19 protein-coding genes and 1 pseudogene are annotated in these 21118 nt (G+C 23.4%); 14 read left to right on the forward strand and 6 right to left on the reverse strand.

Annotation, left to right across the window (positions count from 1 at the left end; all coding sequences use genetic code 11):
• Nucleotides 1–33: 33 nt before the first annotated feature.
• The 4 genes from gpt (at nucleotide 34) to tadA (ending at nucleotide 2808) form a co-directional block, all read left to right on the forward strand.
• A complete protein-coding gene (gene gpt / locus AB4W65_RS01105) occupies nucleotides 34–501 on the forward strand; it encodes a xanthine phosphoribosyltransferase (protein WP_367673819.1) in 468 nt (155 codons plus the stop codon).
• A gap of 215 nt (nucleotides 502–716) precedes the next feature.
• The gene (grpE, locus tag AB4W65_RS01110) at nucleotides 717–1292 is read left to right on the forward strand and encodes a nucleotide exchange factor GrpE (protein WP_367673775.1); all 576 of its coding nucleotides are present in this window, start codon (nucleotides 717–719) and stop codon (nucleotides 1290–1292) included.
• A 442-nt stretch (nucleotides 1293–1734) separates the two neighbouring features.
• On the forward strand, nucleotides 1735–2229 hold the full coding sequence (smpB, locus tag AB4W65_RS01115) for an SsrA-binding protein SmpB (RefSeq protein ID WP_367673776.1): 495 nt from the start codon (nucleotides 1735–1737) through the stop codon (nucleotides 2227–2229).
• 117 nt (nucleotides 2230–2346) lie between these two features.
• Complete coding sequence (tadA, locus tag AB4W65_RS01120) at nucleotides 2347–2808, forward strand: tRNA adenosine(34) deaminase TadA (RefSeq protein ID WP_367673777.1); 462 nt, start codon at nucleotides 2347–2349, stop codon at nucleotides 2806–2808.
• A gap of 38 nt (nucleotides 2809–2846) precedes the next feature.
• On the opposite strand, the gene acpS is transcribed toward tadA, so the two are convergent.
• From acpS to lepA, 5 genes are all read right to left on the reverse strand, one after another.
• On the reverse strand, nucleotides 2847–3227 hold the full coding sequence (gene acpS / locus AB4W65_RS01125) for a holo-ACP synthase (protein ID WP_367673778.1): 381 nt from the start codon (nucleotides 3225–3227) through the stop codon (nucleotides 2847–2849).
• A gap of 62 nt (nucleotides 3228–3289) precedes the next feature.
• The gene (era, locus tag AB4W65_RS01130; RefSeq protein ID WP_367673779.1) at nucleotides 3290–4138 is read right to left on the reverse strand and encodes a GTPase Era; all 849 of its coding nucleotides are present in this window, start codon (nucleotides 4136–4138) and stop codon (nucleotides 3290–3292) included.
• A complete protein-coding gene (gene rnc, locus AB4W65_RS01135; protein ID WP_367673780.1) occupies nucleotides 4135–4815 on the reverse strand; it encodes a ribonuclease III in 681 nt (226 codons plus the stop codon). The genes era and rnc overlap by 4 nt, the downstream gene beginning before the upstream one ends.
• 132 nt (nucleotides 4816–4947) lie before the next feature.
• Complete coding sequence (lepB, locus tag AB4W65_RS01140; RefSeq protein WP_367673781.1) at nucleotides 4948–5901, reverse strand: signal peptidase I; 954 nt, start codon at nucleotides 5899–5901, stop codon at nucleotides 4948–4950.
• Nucleotides 5902–5913: 12 nt separating this feature from the next.
• Nucleotides 5914–7710, reverse strand: coding sequence for a translation elongation factor 4 (gene lepA, locus AB4W65_RS01145; protein ID WP_367673820.1), 1797 nt, complete (start codon nucleotides 7708–7710; stop codon nucleotides 5914–5916).
• Between the two features lie 413 nt (nucleotides 7711–8123).
• Between lepA and mnmA the strand changes: the two genes are divergently transcribed.
• The 10 genes and pseudogenes from mnmA (at nucleotide 8124) to ribA (ending at nucleotide 19608) form a co-directional block, all read left to right on the forward strand.
• Nucleotides 8124–9239: a tRNA 2-thiouridine(34) synthase MnmA gene (gene mnmA, locus AB4W65_RS01150; protein WP_367673782.1), complete on the forward strand. Its 1116-nt coding sequence runs from the start codon at nucleotides 8124–8126 to the stop codon at nucleotides 9237–9239.
• A 51-nt stretch (nucleotides 9240–9290) separates the two neighbouring features.
• Nucleotides 9291–9932: a high frequency lysogenization protein HflD gene (hflD, locus tag AB4W65_RS01155; RefSeq protein WP_367673783.1), complete on the forward strand. Its 642-nt coding sequence runs from the start codon at nucleotides 9291–9293 to the stop codon at nucleotides 9930–9932.
• A 59-nt stretch (nucleotides 9933–9991) separates the two neighbouring features.
• Nucleotides 9992–11362, forward strand: a complete 1371-nt coding sequence (gene purB, locus AB4W65_RS01160; protein ID WP_367673821.1) for an adenylosuccinate lyase — start codon at nucleotides 9992–9994, stop codon at nucleotides 11360–11362.
• Nucleotides 11363–12039: 677 nt separating this feature from the next.
• Nucleotides 12040–12824: pseudogene (locus tag AB4W65_RS01165) on the forward strand (enoyl-ACP reductase).
• A gap of 188 nt (nucleotides 12825–13012) precedes the next feature.
• Entirely contained in the window at nucleotides 13013–14959 is a 1947-nt protein-coding gene (locus tag AB4W65_RS01170) for an exoribonuclease II (protein WP_367673784.1), read from the forward strand.
• Nucleotides 14960–15161: 202 nt separating this feature from the next.
• Nucleotides 15162–15803: a YchE family NAAT transporter gene (locus AB4W65_RS01175; protein WP_367673785.1), complete on the forward strand. Its 642-nt coding sequence runs from the start codon at nucleotides 15162–15164 to the stop codon at nucleotides 15801–15803.
• 63 nt (nucleotides 15804–15866) lie between these two features.
• Nucleotides 15867–16502, forward strand: coding sequence for a lipoyl(octanoyl) transferase LipB (gene lipB, locus AB4W65_RS01180; RefSeq protein WP_367673786.1), 636 nt, complete (start codon nucleotides 15867–15869; stop codon nucleotides 16500–16502).
• A 161-nt stretch (nucleotides 16503–16663) separates the two neighbouring features.
• Nucleotides 16664–17626, forward strand: coding sequence for a lipoyl synthase (lipA, locus tag AB4W65_RS01185; protein ID WP_367673822.1), 963 nt, complete (start codon nucleotides 16664–16666; stop codon nucleotides 17624–17626).
• Nucleotides 17627–17851: 225 nt separating this feature from the next.
• The gene (pyrF, locus tag AB4W65_RS01190; RefSeq protein WP_367673787.1) at nucleotides 17852–18562 is read left to right on the forward strand and encodes an orotidine-5'-phosphate decarboxylase; all 711 of its coding nucleotides are present in this window, start codon (nucleotides 17852–17854) and stop codon (nucleotides 18560–18562) included.
• A gap of 461 nt (nucleotides 18563–19023) precedes the next feature.
• Nucleotides 19024–19608 carry a GTP cyclohydrolase II gene (ribA, locus tag AB4W65_RS01195; RefSeq protein ID WP_367673788.1) on the forward strand — a complete coding sequence of 195 codons (585 nt, stop codon included), beginning with the start codon at nucleotides 19024–19026 and terminating at the stop codon, nucleotides 19606–19608.
• Between the two features lie 623 nt (nucleotides 19609–20231).
• On the opposite strand, the gene hns is transcribed toward ribA, so the two are convergent.
• Nucleotides 20232–20639, reverse strand: a complete 408-nt coding sequence (gene hns / locus AB4W65_RS01200; protein ID WP_367673789.1) for a histone-like nucleoid-structuring protein H-NS — start codon at nucleotides 20637–20639, stop codon at nucleotides 20232–20234.
• Nucleotides 20640–21118: the final 479 nt, after the last annotated feature.

Genomic DNA, 21118 nt, shown 5'->3' on the forward strand with positions numbered 1-21118 from the left:
TTCATGGCACCTGATAGTTGCGAGATGTCTGATATGAGCAAGAAATACATTGTTACTTGGGATATGCTTCAAATTCATGCCAGAAAATTAGCTAAAAAGTTACTTTCAGTAAATCAGTGGAAAGGAATCATTGCAGTTAGTCGAGGTGGTTTAATTCCTTCTGCTATTTTAGCAAGAGAAATGGGGATTCGTTTTGTAGATACTGTATGTATTTCCAGTTATGACTATAATTGTTTACGTAATATGAAAATAATTAAACAAGCAAAGGGTAATGGTGAAAATATTGTTGTTGTAGATGACTTAGTAGATACAGGTGGAACGGCTCAAGTAATTAGAAAAATGTATCCCAAAGCATATTTTGTAACTATTTTTGCTAAACCAATCGGTCGTTTATTAGTGGATGATTATATTATAGATATTCCTCAAAATATTTGGATTGAACAGCCATGGGATATGGGCATTTCTTATATAAAACCCCTAGTTAAAGATATTGAAAAATGATTAAAATTGGTTTTAAAAGTAAAAAATAATATAGTTCACAAAATTATTTAAATTCATTTAAAAAAATTATGTTTTTTATAAAATATCTACCTATAAATAAGTATTTTTTTATTTAAAAATTATTTTTAACTAATTTTTAAAATAAACTTTTAAAAGATTAAATTGATATACTTTAATATTAATATCTTAAAATTAAGACTAAAGGATAACTTATAATGAATAAAGATAAAAAAAAAATACAAAATGATAATTTACAACAATCACTTACTGAAGTATTTGTTGATCAATTGGAACCATCTCAACAATGCATAAATAAAGAAATCATAGAACTTGAAAAAAAAATTTTATTAGAACAAGATAATTTATTAAACAAAAAAAAATACATAGCAGAAGAAATTGAAAAGGTAAAAAAAAGAATTAAAAAAGATATGGAGAATACTTATAAATTTGCTTTAGAAAAATTTATAAATGAATTGTTACAAATAATCGATAATCTTGAAAGAGGATTGGCATTAGCATTAGCAGATCAATCAAATACTAATTTTAAAGAAGTAATTAATAAATTAGAATTAACTCTAAAGTTATGTTTAGATACTTTAAAAATTTTTGGTTTAAAAAAAATAAATGAAGTTAGTGTACCTTTTAATCCAGATATTCATCAAGCAATGTCTATACAATTTTCTGAATCGATAAAAGAAAATTATGTAATATCTATTTTACAAAATGGTTATTTACTTAATAACAGACTGTTACGTCCAGCAATGGTAATAGTTTCCAAGAGAAAACAATAATTTTTTTGAAATGAATATGCAGAGATATTAGTTAATAATTTTTCTAAAAACTCTGCAAATATATTTTTTTTGTAATGTATTAGTATTTTACTTGTATCGAATATTTTTCTTCTTAATTTTTTGGATCAATAATTAGATCAGAATCAATTTCAATTTGGTCTCATGCTTTAATTATATGTTATAAGTGAGTGGTAGAACTATATATACCAATCTTGCTTTTATAAATATTTATTTTTATCTACTTAAATTATATTTGATTGTAAAGTTGTTGATTTAACTGTTGATCCAGATAGGATTATTATTTTTTTAGAAATTATATATATGGTACAACATAAACAATGATGACAGATATTTTTTTATAAATGTACTTATTATTTATGTTTAATGCTTCAGATATATAAAATAATTTCATAAATTAGTAAAATAGGATTTATATAATTAAATGAAAAAAAAAGAATATTTAAATAATAAAGTATCAATTATTGTTATCAATAAAAAAGCTAAATATAGTTATAATATTGAAGAAGAATATGAATCTGGTATAATCCTTCTAGGATGGGAAGTCAAATCTATTAGGTCAAAGAAAGTAAATATTAATGGCAGTTACATATCATTGTTTGCCAATGAAGCTTTTTTATTTAGTTCTACATTTGAACCATTACCTACTATTTCTACTCATGTGGTGTATGATCCAATGAGAAATAGAAAATTACTTTTACATAAAGAACAAATATATTTTTTGAGAGGTAAGGTAAATAGAGAGGGTTATACATTAATTGCTTTATCTTTATTTTGGAAAAAAAATTGGTGTAAATTAAAAATAGGTATAGGTAAAGGAATAAAAAAATTAGATAAACGCGAACGTGAAAAGAAAAATCAATGGCAATTAGATAAAAATAGAATATTAAAAAACACCAAAAATAAAATATTATTTTAGTATAAAAGAATAATAATAATAATATTATTATTTTAATATAGAAGATTTTTATTAAAATATGTTTTTTATATTAAATATTTTTTTTAAAATATTTATCTTAAGTTAAGATATAAATATATGTATACATATAAGAATCACCAGTATTGGATGAGATATGCTTTAAAGTTAGCTATTATAGCTGGAAAAAAAGGAGAAGTACCGGTCGGATCTATATTAGTTTTTAAAAAAAAAATTATAGCAGAAGGTTACAATGCATCTATTTGTCATAATGATCCTACCGCTCATGCAGAAATATTAGCTTTGCGTCAAGGAGGGAAAAAATTAAAGAATTATCGATTATTAAATACAACTCTTTACGTCACATTAGAACCTTGTATAATGTGTTTTGGAGCAATAATACAAAGTCGTATTGGTCATTTAGTTTTTGGAGCAAAAGAAAAAACAAACAAATTATCCATATTAAAAAAATATTTAAAAAATAATATTATTAATCATAAATTTAATATTACTGAATCGATTTTACTAAAAGAATGCAGTGACGTACTTAACAAATTTTTTAAAAAAAGAAGAAAATCTTAAATTAATATCATTAATTTTATTATATTTATAATAAGTTCTTATTTTTCAAAAATCACAATTGCATACGCATATTTTTTTTCATCAGTTAAATTAATATGAATATATTTTATTCCCATTATTTTTGCTAATATTTTTGCTTGATTTAATAACACTAATTTAGTGCTACCATAATTATCATTATAAACTTCAAAATCACTAAATTTTATGCCATTTCTTATTCCAATACCTAATGCTTTTGCTGCTGCTTCTTTAGCTGAAAACCGTTTTGCTAAAAAATTAATTCTATTTTTTTTTATTGAGTATTGGTAAAATTCTTTTTTTGATAAAATTCGTTTTGCTAACTTAGATCCTAAGTTGTCAATTATTTTTCTTATACGAGAAATCTTTATGATATCTATCCCAATACCAATAATAGTCATTATGTTTTTTCTGCCTAATTTATTTTTATAGATAGTACTTAATGTTATTAAGTAATCAATAATTAGCTATTATATCCTATTTTAATCCATAAATATAAAAATATTTTAATGTTAAATTTTTTTTCTATTTCTTTTCTTGCTAATATGCTAAATTTTTTTATATTCATACCATTTTTTCCTATTAGTATTTTTTTTTGGCTAGCATGTTTCACAAAAATAAGAGCATGAATTACTATTTTCTCTGTTTTTTTTATCCAATCTTGAATTTTAACTTTAATTATATATGGTAATTCTTGACTTAAATTACGTATGATTTTTTCACGTATTATTTCTGAGATAATAAATTTTTTTGAATAGTTTGTTTTCTCTTTTTTTAAGAAAATATGTCTAGAAACTGGTAAATAATTTTTTATTATTTCGGATAATTTTTTTATATTTTCTCTAGTTTTTGCTGAAACAAAAATAATTTCCTCAAAATATAGTTTTTTTTGTAAAAAATCGATATGAGGTAAGAATAGTTTTTTATTTTTAATAAGATCTATTTTATTTATTAAAAGTATTTTAGGAATATTATTTTTTTTTATTTTATTTAATATTAATTCATCATTTATATTCCATTTGATATGTTCTATAACGAATAAAATAATGTTTGAATTAAGTATCGTTCCATCTATTTTTTTATCTATTATATTATTATTTTTTTTTATTTTTTGAATACCAGGCGTATCGATATAAATGCACTGATAATTACCTTTAGTTTGTATACCAAAAATATTTTTTTGAGTAGTATGTAACGTATGAGAGGTGATAGATATTTTTTCTTCCATTAATCTATTTAATATACTAGATTTCCCTGTATTAGATTGGCCTATAAGAGAAATTATTCCAGAATAATATTGATTGTATTTCATTCTATTCCTAATTTTATTAATGCATTTTGAGCAGCATCTTGTTCTGCTTTACGACGGCTAGCCCCTATACCAACAGAATACGCAGTAATACCACTAATTGCACAATGAATGGTAAATACTTGATTATGAGCTTCACCATATACTTTTTCTACTAAATAAGCCGGTAAGGGTAAATGTTTAGCTTGTAAATATTCCTGTAATCTAGTTTTAGGATCTTTTTGTGTATCTCCAGGGCTAATTATTTTTAAACGTTTCGCATACCATTTTAAGATCAAGTCTTCTACTGTATTAATATTACTATCTAAAAAAATGCTACCAATTAAAGCTTCTACCGTATTTGCTAAAATAGATTCACGGCGAAATCCTCCACTTTTAAGTTCTCCTTGTCCTAATTGTAAATAGTCTCCTAAATCAAATTCACTTGCTATTTCAGCTAAAGTATGACCTCGCACTAAAGTTGCTCTCATTCTACTCATATCACCTTCATTTACATTTGGAAAATGATGATATAAAGCGTTAGCTATCACAAAACTTAAAATAGAATCACCTAAAAATTCAAGACGTTCATTATGTTTGCTGTTAGCACTTCGATGAGTCAAAGCTTGAGTTAAAAGTTCTTTTTGCACAAAAGTATAGCCAAGTATCTGTTGTAGCCTATTAATTAGGATATAATTCATATAATTATAAAATTTAATGTTTTTTAAAATGTTTCAGCTGCGTAAAATAATAAAAATAGATTTTAACAGCTGGAAAGTATATTTTTTATAATATTTCATTATAAATACGATACATCAATAAATGATATATTTTCAGTTTATTTTACCTATTCTATTTAAACGAATACCCACTGGCCATTTATGTTCTTCTTTATCAAAACTCATCCATATTATAGTCGCCTTACCTATTAAGTTTTTATCAGGAACAAATCCCCAATAACGACTATCTAAACTATTATCTCTATTATCTCCTATCATAAAATACTGATCCTTTGGGACAATCCAAATACCTTTTTTTTGACCAGGTTGTTGATAATATTCATTTAATTGATCTCTAATTTGATTAGATAAAAGAATATCAAATACTTTTTTATCTATTTTCTCCTGAAATAAGTGAAATAATAAAGGATTAATTTTTTCATCTTTATTATTACTATAATAAAAAGTTACATCTTTTCTATTTCTTATATCATTGGTATTATACTTTTTAAAATTTTCTAATATATAGCTTTTATGAGAAACAAATATTTCTTTTTTACAATTGTTTGTATTATTACATTCTTGATGAATTGTAAACATTTTATTTATCGTATTGTAAGTAATTCGATCACCAGGTAAACCAATAACTCTTTTAATATAATTAATTTTTTTATTATACGGATGTCTAAATACCACTATATCTCCTCGTCTTGGTTTTCCGACATTCATCAGAGTATAATGGAAAATTGGATCTTTAATACCATAAGAAAATTTTTCTACTAAAACAAAATCTCCTATCAACAATGTTGGTATCATGGATCCAGAAGGTATTTGGAATGGTTCATAAATAAAAGAACGAACTACAAATATAGTGATGAATATTGGGAAAAATGAAGCTATATATTCAATATATCTATTTTTTTTAAAAAAATCATGATGATTTATCTTGTCGCCGAATGTAATATCTTTTTTTTTGTTAAATTTATTATATTGATGTTTATTTATAAGCCAAAAAATGGCTGTTATTAATGTAGCCAGAAAAAACATTATAGCTAAAATATCAGACATATGATTCCCCTATTATTTATTTGTATCAATATTTAAAATAGAAAGAAATATATTTTTTGGAACTTCTATATTCCCAATTTTTTTCATTCTCTTTTTTCCTATTTTTTGTTTTTGTAATAACTTTTTTTTTCTACTAATATCTCCACCATAGCATTTTGCCAATACATTTTTCCGTAATTGTTTAATTGTTTCTCGAGCTATAATATGTCTTCCAATAGCAGCTTGAATAGGAATATCAAATTGATGTCTAGGAATCAATGTTTTCATTTTTTTTACAATTTCACGTGCTTGATATTGTGCACGATCTTCATGTGTAATAAATGATAAAGCATCTACTTTTTCAGTATTTACTAATATATCTATACATACCAAACTAGAAATCTTAAATTTTTTAAAATGATATTCTAAAGAAGCATATCCACTGGAAACGGATTTTAATTGATCAAAAAAATTAAGAACAATTTCAGACATTGGAATTTCATATGTTAAAATTACTTGATGTGCATGATAGATAAGCTGACTTTGTATTCCTCTTTTTTCTATACATAATTTTATTACTTGTCCTAAATATTTAGGAGGTAACAACATGTTACATTCAGCAATTGGTTCTCTGATTGTTTTAATATTACCTAAACTAGATAATTTAGATGGAGCATCTAAATAAAGAATATTATTTTCAATTGTTTCTACTTGATATATCACTGTAGGCATAGTTGCAATCAAATCTAGGTTATATTCCCTTTCTAATCTTGCTAAAATTATTTCCATATGTAACATTCCTAAAAAACCGCATCTAAAACCAAAACCAAGAGCAGTAGAATTTTCTGGTTCATAAAATAATGAAGCATCATTTAAATGTAACTTACCTAAAGCATCTCGAAATATTTCATACTGCTCAGAACTTATAGGAAACAGTCCAGCATATACTTGTGGTGTGATCTTTTTAAATCCCATTAATTTTTTATTAGCTGGATTATGATATGAAGTAAGTGTAGCCCCCACCGGTACACTTTTTATATCTTTTATACCGCATATTACCCAACCTACTTCTCCACATTTCAAACACTCTTTATTTTTTCTTTTTGGCGTAAAAATTCCTAATTTTTCTACTTTATAACTTTTATCAGTATCCATGACTTTTATTTTTGAATTTTTTTCAAGTAATCCATTTTTAATACATACTAATGATACAACTCCTAAATAATTATCAAACCATGAATCGATAATTAATGCTTGTAAGGGTTTTGTTTCATTTCCTTTAGGATGAGGGATATCGATAATAATTTTTTCTAGTAAATCTATTACCCCATCTCCTGTTTTAGCAGAACATTTCATAACATTGGATGTTGAAATTCCTATGATTTCTTCTATTTCTTTTAATGTCCGAATAGGATTAGCAGTTGATAAATCTATTTTATTTAATACTGGAATAATTTTTAAATTCATTTCTAATGCTGTATGACAATTAGCTACAGTTTGCGCCTCAACTCCTTGCGAAGCGTCAATAACTAATAAAGCTCCTTCACATGCAGATAAAGAACGTGAAACTTCATAAGAAAAATTGACATGACCAGGTGTATCTATAAAATTTAATTGAAAAAGTTCATTATATTTATTTTTATAATTAATAGTTACGCTTTGTGCTTTAATAGTAATGCCTCTTTCTTTTTCTAAATCCATGGAGTCAAGGACTTGGTTATGCATTTCTCTTTTTGATAAACCCTTACAAATTTGAATAAAACGATCAGAAAGAGTTGATTTTCCGTGATCAATATGCGCAATAATAGAAAAATTTCTTATTTTTTTTATCATTTAATAAAGATACCATTTTTTTTAATATTTTATGAATTGAATATTCGTCTATTTTACTTTAAATTAGATATTTCTATAATATCGAACAATAATAAAAATTACATTATATTACGTATAATTTTTGTTTTTTAGATCATACTAATGATCGCTGGTATACTTTATAGGGTTTTACCTTTTTCTCAATAAATAAAATATAATCATTAGAAATGATTAGTTTATTTTTTTAAAAAAACAAGTTTGATCATTATATTATATTTATAATATAAATTTTATTTTTTTTGCTATCTAAAAATATTTTAATGATATTAAGTTTATATTTTTATTTAAAATTTTAATAAATAATTATTTGTGGTCATTTTTTAGATTATGTTAGTATATTTTTCAATCTTTGTATAAAATTTTGGATATATATGTATAAAAATTTTCATAAAAAAGTTATTTTAGCTATGTCCGGAGGTGTAGACTCTTCTGTATCAGCTTGGTTATTGCTTAAAAAAAAATATAAGGTAGAAGGATTATTTATGAAGAATTGGGAAGAAGACGATACCGATAATTATTGTTCAGCTTACCAAGATTTATTAGATGCGCAGAAAGTATGTGATCAATTAGGAATTTATTTACATAAAATTAACTTTTCTTCAGAATATTGGGAGTATGTTTTCAAAGATTTTTTATCAGAATACGAAAAAGGACGAACACCGAATCCAGATGTTTTGTGTAATAAAGAAATAAAATTTAAATTATTTTTTCAATTTTCTTTAGAGATATTAAAAGGGAACTTTATTGCTACAGGACATTATGCAAGAACTAAAATAATCAATAAAAGAATAAGATTATTGAGAGGTATTGATACTAATAAAGATCAAAGTTATTTTTTGTATAATTTAAATATAGAAAAAATGAAAAAAATTTTATTTCCAGTAGGAAAACTAAAAAAAACTCAAGTACGTAAGATTGCCAAAAAATTAAACATAGATGTTGCAGAAAAAAAAGATTCAACTGGAATATGTTTTATTTCTCCTAAAAAATTTAATAATTTTTTAAGTCGTTATCTTCCTCAGAAAATAGGAAATATTATTACTGTTTCAGGAGAAAAAATAGGTCAACATGACGGTTTAATGTATTATACATTAGGACAAAGAAAAGGTTTAAGAATAGGAGGAATGAAAGATTTTAGTAATCAAGCATGGTATGTAGTAAATAAGGATATATCCTCTAATTCATTAATTGTGGCCCAAGGTAATAGAAATCCTTATTTAATGTCTATTGGAATGATAGTAAAAAAATTAAATTGGACAAATGGTAAAATATTGAAAAAAGAAATGGCTTGTAGTGTTAAAACTAGGTATCGTCAGGAAGATATACCATGTTATTTAATACCTATTAATGATAGCTGTATTAAAGTAATTTTCAATTATCCGGTATCTGCTGTTACCCCAGGACAATCAGCTGTATTTTATTTATTAGAAATATGTATTGGAGGTGGAATTATTGATGCATCTATTCCATTAAAAAAAATACAATAATTATTGTTAATAGTTCTATTATAAATTTTTATATTTTGGAAAATTATGATAATGCCTAAAAATATTTATTCTATTACGTTATCACTAGCTGGTTTATGCCAATCTGCTCAATTGGTATATCAGTTATCTCAAACAGGTCATTGTGATAATAAAGCTTTTAAAGTATGTATAGAAAGTATTTTAAATATTAATCCTAAAACAGTTTTATCGGTATATGGGAATGAAGAAAAAAACTTAAATATAGGTTTTAATACTTTATTCAATATTTTAAATATTACTTATAAGAATTCTTTATCTATTTATTTAATAAGATATATTTTTGGTATGATGATACTGGAAAAGAAATTAACAAAAAATGTGATTGCATTAAAGAAATTATCTTATTGTTTACAAATAATAAAAAAAAATACTATTACTAATTTTGAAATACATGATAGCTTAATTAATGATTTGTCTAGAATTTATTTAGAAATAATTAGTAATCTTGGTTCAAGAATTAAAATTGTGGGTATAGAATCAATATTAAATAAAATAGAAATTCAAAACAAATTAAGATCGATATTGCTAGCAGGAATTCGTTCAGTAGCACTATGGCGTCAAGTAGGTGGAAGTCGGTTACAAGTTATATTTTTTCGTAATTGTTTTAATACTGAAGTACAGCGTATACTGGTTAAGATAAATAAAAAAAAGTAAACAGTATATTTTAAATTTTCAGTTATACTAACATGAATCAACAACACTTAGGAATACTAATGACATTATCTAATTTAACAGCTATTTCTCCTATTGATGGTCGTTATGGGAAAAAAACTTTTTTTTTAAGACCTATATTTAGTGAATATGCTTTATTAAAATTTCGTATTAAAATTGAAATTCATTGGATTAAAAAATTATCTGAAATTTCAAATATATTAGAAATTTCTTATTTTAAAGAGGATACAAAAAAATTTTTAGATGAAATTATTAATAATTTCAATGAGGAAGATGCTAAATATATTAAATGTTTAGAAAAGAATACAAAGCATGATGTAAAAGCTGTAGAATATTTTTTAAAAAAAAAGTTTTTGAGTAAACCAGAATTAAAAAGTATTATGGAATATATTCATTTTGCTTGTACATCAGAAGATATTAACAATTTAGCATATGCTTTAATGTTAAAAACCACTAAGGAGCAAATAATAGTTTCATATTGGAAAAATATAATTAAAAAAATAAAAAATATGGCTATTGCTTATAAATCTATACCTATTCTATCTCGTACTCATGGGCAACCAGCCAGCCCATCTACGGTAGGAAAAGAAATGCTTAATTTTTCTTATCGAATGAGTCGGCAATTAAAAAAATTAAACGATATAGAAATATTAGGGAAATTTAATGGAGCTACAGGAAATTATAATGCTCATTTAGCAGCATATCCTAATATAAATTGGCATCAAATTAGTGAAGAATTTGTGACATCATTAGGAATATATTGGAATCCTTATACTACGCAAATTGAGCCACATGATTATATAGCTGAATTATTTAATTGCATATCAATTTTTAATACTATTTTATTAGATTTTAATAAGGATATGTGGGGATATATTTCTCTGGGTTATTTTAAACAAAAATGCATTTCTAATGAAATTGGTTCTTCAACTATGCCCCATAAAATAAATCCTATTGATTTTGAAAATTCAGAAGGAAATTTAGGATTAGCTAATTCAATGATTAATCATATCACGTCTAAGTTATTGATTTCTCGTTGGCAAAGAGATTTAAGTGATTCAACAGTATTGCGTAATTTAGGAATGATTATATCATATTCAATTATAGCGTATGATTCAGTGTTATCTGGAATAAAAAATATAGATATTAACCAAGAAAAATTATTAAAAGATTTAAATGAGAACTGGGAAGTTTTATCTGAAGCTATACAAACTATAATGAAAAAATATGGTATTTCTAAACCTTATGAAAAATTAAAAACTTTAACTAGAGGTAAAACTATTAATAGTATTGTACTACATAAATTTATTAATGGTTTGGGTATTCCTGAAGAAGAAAAAAAAAGATTAATTAATTTTACTCCTAGTAATTACATAGGAGATGCAGTACAATTAGTGATAAACAGTGTTTGATGAGAATGTTAAATATTACATTTAATTTAATATTTATCAACCAGATAATATTTTTAAAAATTAAATAAATATTTTTTAATAAAAAACACTGTACATATAAATTAGTATTTATTAATAAGATTATTTATAATTTATTAAAATAATGATCGTTATTGTTTTACTTTTCAAGTAGTACCATTCATCATTAAAAATGATGGTTTAATTTTTTATAAAAAAATAAAATTAATTAAATATATTATTTATGTAGTATAAAAAAGTTATTTTTAAAATATTTTTAACAAAATTATGTCAAATATACGCAGTTAAAATATTACTATTAGCAATAGTATTACTTTTTTAATATAAAATATATCCGATCTTAATAAAACTAATATAAATATTTTATTTTTTCAAAAACAATAAATTAATTTTTACTATAGACTATGATGAAAATTTTTTTTTCTCTATAAATTTTATAGATTAGGGAGTATTTTAATTTTACATATTAGTGTGAAATATTATAAACGTATTACATCTAACATACATGGTATAAATATTTTTATATATAAAATAAATTAATAAAAAACTTATATCAAAATAAAATATTACAATTTAGAATTAATATTCTATTAGTCATATTAATCTATATTAATATCATTTTTTAAAAATCTTTTTTATTATAAAAAACAATGAATAATATAAACATTCTGAAAGGAAAAAAAATACTCATTACTGGTATATCAAATAAATTCTCAATAGCTTTTGGTATAGCTAAAGTAATGTATGCCCATGGAGCAGAATTAGCTTTTACTTGCCGAGATAATCAATCAAAAAAAAAATATTATCATTTGCTTCAGAATTAGGTTCCAATATTGTTGTAATATGTAACGTTACTAAAGATAAAAATATTAAAAATTTGTTTGCTCAACTATTTAATATATGGGGGACATTTGACGGTTTTGTTCATTCTATCGCTTTCGCTTCAAAAATTAATTTATCGGGTAATTATGTAAATACTATTACTAAAAGTATATTTGAAACAGCACATAATATTAGTTCTTATAGTTTTGTAGCAATGGCTAGAGAATGTAAAGACATATTAAATAAAAACTCTTCTTTAGTAACTTTATCTTACTTAGGCTCGCAACGAGTGGTTCCTTATTATAATGTAATGGGATTAGCTAAAGCATCTCTAGAATCTAATATGAGATATATGGCTAATGCTTTAGGATCAAATGATATTCGTGTTAATGCGATTTCTTCCGCTCCTATTAAAACTGTATCTGCATGTGGTATTAAAAAATTTAAAAAAATATTAAATATTTATCCTTCAATGGCACCAATTCGTAAACCTATTACGTCTAAAGATATAGGTAATACAGCTTCTTTTTTATGTTCTGATTTATCTAGGGGTATTACAGGACAAATAATTTATGTTGATGGTGGTTTTAATATTACATCTATGAATTTATCAGATTATTAATATTATTTAATAATATCTCTGTCAATGCAATCAATGTCTATTGTTTTTAGAAATACATTTATAATTAATTTATATTAATGAATATTTTTATTTATTTAAAATAAAATTAGATATATGTATTAGCATTCTAGACATTTCTCTTATTTTAAAAAAAATTATTGTTATTTTGAAACTTAGGTCTAATCATTATGTTCTTAAATAATCCATTACTTGAAAAATTGAAAAAGACACTACACGATAAATTACCTCAAGTTGAAGGTATTGTTAAAGGGAACGAAAAAGGTTTTGGATTTCTAGATGTTGATGCACAAACAAGTTATTTTATTCCTCCTAACGATATGAAAAAAGTGATGCATGGTGATAAAATAGCAGCACGAATACAGGTAGAAAAAAATAGAGAAATCGCTAAACCTGAAAGATTAATTGAACCTTTTTTAAATACATTTATAGGAAAAATAGAAATAAAAAAAAATAATATTTTCATATTACCTGATTATCCATTATTAAAAGAATTAATATTATGTCATTTTGATAAAAATAGTTCACATAATTTTAAAACAGGTGATTGGGTGGTCGCACAATTAATTATGCATGGGCTACAAAGAGAAAAAAAATTTCGTGCTAAAATAATAAAATTTATTATAGAAGAGAATAGTTTCTTAGTACCATGGAAAGTAAGCCTATCTCGTCACAATCTTAATATGAATGAACCTAAATTGTATCCCAAAGAAATTATTTTTGATCAATCGTCTGATAGAAAAGATTTAACTCATTTAGATTTTATAACTATTGATAGTTTAAATACAAAAGATATTGATGATGCTCTTTTTATTAAAAAAGAAAAAAATAATAATATTAGTTTATTTGTTGCTATTGCAGATCCAACATCTTATTTTTCCAAAAATAGCAATACAGACAAAATAGCATTGGAAAGAGGATTTACTAATTACTTACCAGGATTTAACATTCCTATGTTACCACGTACATTATCTGAAGATTTATGTTCTCTAAAACCCAATGTAAAAAGACCAGCGCTAGTTTGTCGTATTGTTGTGAACAATCAAGGTGATATCTTATATGAAAAAATATTTTTTTTCTTAGCATGGATTAAATCTAAAGCAAAATTAGTATATGAAGATGTATCAGATTGGTTGGAAAATATAGGATCATGGCAACCACAAACGGATGCAATCGGTAATCAAATTTTATTACTAAATCATTTTTCTAAAATACGTACTATATGGCGTAATACTCACGCTTTAATATTTAAAGAACGTGCAGAATATAAATTTAATATATCTGATAATGGAGAAATTTTAAATATATCCCGTAACTATAGACGCATTGCTCATAAAATTATTGAAGAAGCAATGATTTCTGCTAATAGTTGTTCTGCAAAAATTTTATCAGAAAAACTAGGATTTGGTATTTACAATGTGCATTCTGGATTTGATCCTATTAATGCAAAAAATGTAGCTGAAATTTTATTGCATTACAATATCACCATTACAGAAAAAGAAATTACTACATTGTCAGGATTTTGTAAGCTTCATCGTATACTAAATAAATTATCCAATAATTATATCAGCAATCGTATTCGTCGTTTACAATCTTTTGGAGAAATCGCTACAATACCGAATCCTCATTTTGGTTTAGGATTAAAATCTTATGCTACATGGACCTCTCCTATTAGAAAATATAGTGATATAATTAATCATCGTTTTTTAAAAGCAATTATTCAAAATAAAAAAGTAATTAAACCAAATAGTTCCATTACTTCTAAAATTAGTGATTGTCGTCGTAAAAATAGAATGTCTGAAAGAGATGTAGAAGATTGGTTATATACAATTTTTTTAAATCAAACAAAATATAAAAAAAGTATTTTTGATGCGGAGGTGATTGATATCACCCGTGGTGGAATTAGAGCGAAAATAATAGAAAATGGTGCAAATATTTTTATTCCTATGCCATTTTTACATAAAAATAGAAATGAATTAGTTTGTAATCAAGAAAAAGGCATAATAAATATTATGAATAAAATAGCTTATCGTCTTTCTGACATAATTAAAGTAAAATTAAGAGAGATAAGAATAAGATCACGTAGTATTATAGCCATACCTATAGAGCTTTCCTGACATGGATCTCGGATCTGTAACTAATTCAATATACGATAAATTATATCAGTATTTTTATATTGGATTAGTTATACTAATTACTATTTTATGTATGATTAGTAATTTTATTTTTAATGATAAAGTACAGTGATAAATTACATAGCTTTCAATAAATTATTGTTTTTAATCCTATTAAACCTTTATCTATCATTAGGAGTTACATGTGGGTATTTCAATGTCTGATATTTCTACTTACATAAAGTTTTTTATTAGTTTATGTGCTTTAGTGAATCCAATAGGTATGATTCCTATTTTCGCTAGCATGACCAGTAATCAAACTATACTAGAAAGAAATAATACTAATTTTTTAACAAATATATCAGTAATAATAATTTTATGTACTTCTTTATTTTTAGGAAATACTATTTTAGATATTTTTGGGATCTCAATTAATTCTTTTCGTATTGCAGGTGGTATTTTAGTTATTATTATTGCTATGTCCATGTTAAATGGTAAATTAATATCAGATATGAAAAAAACACAAAATACTATAAAATCTGCTATTTCTAAAAATATAGCAGTTGTGCCATTAGCTATGCCTTTAATTGCTGGACCTGGAGCTATTAGTTCTACTATTGTTTGGAGCACCAATTATCCTGGTTTTGGACATATATTGGGTTGTATGATAGCAATCATATTATTTTCAATATTATGTTGGTTATTATTTAGATCTGCTCCTTTTTTCGTATATATGTTAGGAGATACTGGTATTAATATTATTACACGTATTATGGGTTTATTGCTTATGTCGCTAGGTGTTGAATTTATTATTACCGGAATAAAATCTACTTTTTTAATTTATTAAAGTTATTTTTTTACTAATTAATAATTAGTATTAATTTATTTTAAAATTTTAATAGGATTAATTTTGTATAATAACTCAATTATTGTTCGTGATTTAGGATTACAACATTGGAAAATAGTATCTGATTTAATGCAAGCATTTACCACTATTAGAACTGTGGAAACATTAGATGAATTATGGTGTGTAGAGCATTATCCAATTTTTACTTTAGGATCGTTAGGTACACGAAAAGATATAATTAAACCTGTAAAAATACCAATCATGCATACTAACAGAGGGGGTAAAATAACCTACCATGGACCTGGTCAACAGATAATATATTTGTTACTTGATCTTAAACGAAGAAATATAAGTGTAAGAAATATCATTTCCTTAATAGAAAATAGTGTGGTTGATACATTGAATTATTTTTTCATTAAATCACATATTATGCATGAATATCCTGGTGTATTTGTGAAAAACAAAAAAATTTGTTCTTTTGGTTTACGTATTAAAAAAGGTTGTTCTTTACACGGTTTTTCATTAAATGTTTGTATGGATATGAGACCATTTTCCTATATTTATCCATGTGGGAATAAAAAAATCAATATGACACAAATATATGATTTTAAAAAAAATATTAACTGTACAACTATAAAATTAGTTTTAATAAAAAAAATAGTTAATTTTTTAAAAATTAGCAGTATTTTTTATAAATAAATATAAAATTTGAATTTTTATATTGATCCGTATACAATATATTATTGTATTTTAAAATTAGTATTTTTAAAAAATTTTAATATTAATTACTTCATAAAAGATAATTATATTTTATATATATTACCCGTAAATCCTTTTAATGAATAAGATTGCATTACTATATTAATAAAATATTGATGAATGATTTATACCATAAAAAACTAAAATATAAAAATAGAAATATTTTAAAATCAGATTTAATACCCATTAAAATGAATGAACACCATATTAGTTCTTTAAAAAAACCAAATTGGATAAAAGTAAGAATAAAATCTGATTCGAAAAAAATAAACAGAATAAAAAATATTTTAAAAGAAAATAATTTACATTCTGTTTGTGAAGAAGCATTATGTCCTAATTTATCAGAGTGTTTCAATAATAATACAGCTACTTTTATGATTCTTGGTGCCATATGTACTCGTCGTTGTGGATTTTGTGCTGTAAAAAATGGAAGACCATTAATTCCTGATAAAAATGAAGCTATAAAATTGTCTTCAGCAATATTAAAAATGAAAATAAGTTATGTGGTTATCACCTCTGTTGCTCGTGATGATTTACATGATGGAGGGGCTCAACATTTTATAGATTGTATTCAACAAATTAGGAAAGAAAATAATATTACCATAGAAATATTAGTTCCTGATTTTAGAGGTCGTACAAAAAAAGCATTGAAAATTATTAATAAAGCACCTCCTGATGTGTTTAATCATAATTTAGAAAATGTTCCTCGTTTATATTCCTATATTCGTCCGGGTGCTGATTATTATTTATCACTGCGATTATTAGAAAAATTTAAATTAGATAATCCTACAATACCCACAAAATCAGGTCTAATGTTAGGATTAGGGGAAAAATACAAAGAAGTAATATCAGTTATGCGTGATCTTCGTTATCATGGAGTCACAATGATTACATTAGGTCAGTATTTACAACCTAGTTCTAAGCATCTTCCTGTAAAAAGATATATTACACCATTAGAGTTTGAACAACTTAAAATAGAGGCATACAAAATGGGATTTACTAATGCTTTTTGCGGTCCTTTAGTTCGTTCGTCGTATCATGCTAATTTACAATACTATGCTTAAATTATATTAATTTATAATATAAAAATATTATTTTATTTTAATTTAAAATTATAGAATTGTTTTTAATACTAATATCACTAATTAATAATATAAATTATATTTTTTATTTTTTATAAGAAAAATCTGATTATTTATCAAAAATAAAATACTGATAATATTCATTATTTTATGTTAAATAACATATTATTATTTTATAAAAGTGTACTCTTATATTAAGGTTTTTTAATGTCGGCTGTTATTTCTAAATTTACTACAAAAGTTATACTTGCATTGGATTATTCTAATAAAAATCAAGCTTTAGAGTTAATCAATAATCTAGATCCTGCTATATATCGTTTGAAGATTGGAAAAAAAATGTTTTCTCTTTTTGGAAAATCTTTAGTAGTGCAAATAAAAAATCTCGGATTTGATATTTTCCTTGATTTGAAATTTCATGATATACCGAATACAGTTTTTGGGGCTGTATCAGCTGCTGCCGATTTAGGTGTATGGATGATTAGTATTCATATATCTGGAGGCAGTAAAATGCTACAAGCAGCAAAATTAGCTTTAAATCCATTTAAAAAAGATACACCTTTATTAATCGGTATTACAGTATTAACTAGTTTTACCGAACAAGATTTACGAGAAGTAGGAATTAATAGTTCTATTACCAATCAAGTATTAATGTTATCTAGATTAGCAAAACAAAATGGCTTAGATGGAGTAGTTTGTCCGGGTGAAGAATCTATGAATATAAAAGAAAAATTAGGTTTTGGTTTTAAAATTGTTGCACCTGCTATCAGATTAATTGAAGATCCTGCATATGATCAAAAAAAAGTAATTACACCAAAATTAGCAAAAAAATTTAATATAGATTACATTATTGTTGGTCGTACTGTCACCTTTTCAAAAAATCCTTTAAATAAATTAAAAAAAATAACTTCTTTTTTGTAAAATAGTTTATTGAATATTTTTTACTTTATATATTTTATATAAAAATCAATTACATAAAAAATATATATATTTTGCTTTTGGATAAAAATTTTAATAAAAATATACATATATCATGTTTATTAAATATTTGATAATTATTCAATATTTAATAATAGTATTATTAAAATGCATTAAAAAATTTTTAATTTTTTTAAAAATTTATCAAATTTTTTATGTATTTTTAATAAAATTAACATTTTCTATTTTTCTTTAATTATTAAAAAAAGTTTTATTCAATATGTATTATTAAATATACATGCGATGTTATTAAAACTAATCTTAGATCTATATCTATCTCATTAAAATGCACAATTTTTTTAAAATTTTTCTTATCAACTCATATAAAGTAATAAAATTAAATTTTAATTTACAGTAATATATAAATTTATTGTTATTAAATTAGTAAGAATTTTGGAGAATTTATGAATTTTAAAAAAATAGCCAAAGCTAAATTACCTACTCCATGGGGCGATTTTTTGATTATAGGATTTGAAGAAGAAATAGGAGTTAAAAATCATATTGCTCTTGTTTATGGAGATTTTCCCTTTAATAATCCTGTATTAACTAGAATTCATTCAGAGTGTTTAACTGGAGATGCTTTATTTAGTTTGAGATGCGACTGTGGTTTTCAATTAGAATCAGCATTAATGATTATAGCTAAAGCAGGTAATGGAATATTAATTTATCATAGACAAGAAGGAAGAAATATTGGTTTATTAAACAAAATAAATGCATATCATTTACAAGATAAAGGTTTAGACACCGTGGAAGCCAATCATAAATTGGGATTTTCTGCAGACGAGCGTGATTTTACATCTTGTGTAGAAATATTAAAATTATTAAAAGTTAATAAAATTAAATTATTAACGAATAATCCATTTAAAATAAAAAAATTAAGCAATGCCGGTATAGATATTGTGGAAAGGATAGATCTTATTGTAGGAAGAAATCCTAAAAATACTAAATATTTAGATACTAAAGCCGATAAAATGGGTCATTTTTTTTAAAAAAATTAATTTATTTTTAATATTATATTTTTATTAAAAATATACTTTAAAAGTATTTAAAAAAATAATGTATCAAGTATATTTAGCATTTTATGATAGACCATACCTTTATAGTCTGAACGATAATATTTTTATTTAAAAAAAAATAAATGTTAATTAAAGTTAATAACTTTTAAAAAATATCCTTTATATAAACATTATTATTTATTTTTTCAAATGAATAAAAATAGTTTTTTTAATTATTTTCATTTTTTATTAAAAAATAACAAAAATAAATATTTTAAACGTTTAAACCTTCTACTCTACCAATAGAAGGTGTTAAACCACTCATGTATAAAATATATTTTAAAAAATCAATATCTTATATATTTATACTAACTATAATAAAAATTTTAAATTTACATTAATTTATTGATGTTTAATAAAATATATTTGTATATTTAATACAGTTTAATATTTTATTTTTTCATTAAATATATAAAATCATTTAATTTTAATCTCTTTATAATGTAATACATACATATTTCTTAAATTTATATTATTTATATAAGATAGAATCTCTATATTAATCTTTAGTAATTAATTTCAAATAAAACTAATTTTTAATCTTAATTACTAGATAGCTATAACAAAAAGTCTTCTAAATTTTTGCCTTTATCTAAAATAGCATTTTTAATTATAGCAGGTGTACGACCTTGACCTGTCCATGTTTTATAATCACCATTTTCATCAATATATTTATATTTTGCAGGTCTTGTAGCCCTTTTAGGTTTACTTATATGTTTATTTGATGTCATGGTTTTTAATAGTTCATTAGGATCAATTCCATCCGCCATTAGCATTTCACGATATTGTTGTAATTTTCTTGTTCTTTCTTTTATTTCAGCTTGAACCTGATTTTCTTCTTCTCTTCGTTCATTAACAACTGCTTCTAATTTTTCTAACATTTCTTCTAAAGTTTCTAAAGAACATTCTCGTGCTTGAGCGCGTAATGTACGAATATTATTAAGTATTTTCAGTGTTTCGTTCATAGTACCATCTCAAAATATAATGAAATAAAATTTATTTTTTTATAAAAAAATAAAATACACTTTAAAGAAATATTTTTATATTGATTAATTCAAAAAAGATTAGTTATTATTATTAATAATATAATATTGAATTAAATATCATCTTTATTTATATATATAAATATGTGAATATATTCATATATTTATATATTTATAAAATATAAATTAAATAAATATTATGTTTTTTATATTTATAATAATAAAAAAATATTTAAGTATCAATACCTATATTTTCGCTTCATACATATATTAACAATTAATAAAAAATCTATGTTTTATCATAAATTTTTTAAACTTAATTAAAATCACTAATTATATATGAAATATATTATATAGCTCATATAAAAATTATTTTTATATATCAGAATTTTATTTTTTAAAAAAATTAAAAATATTTAATATTTTAAATTATTACATATTTAAAAAATAAAGTTAAATGT

The sequence above is a fragment of the Buchnera aphidicola (Pemphigus populi) genome, from assembly GCF_964058935.1.
Taxonomy (GTDB): Bacteria; Pseudomonadota; Gammaproteobacteria; order Enterobacterales; family Enterobacteriaceae; genus Buchnera_C; species Buchnera_C aphidicola_D.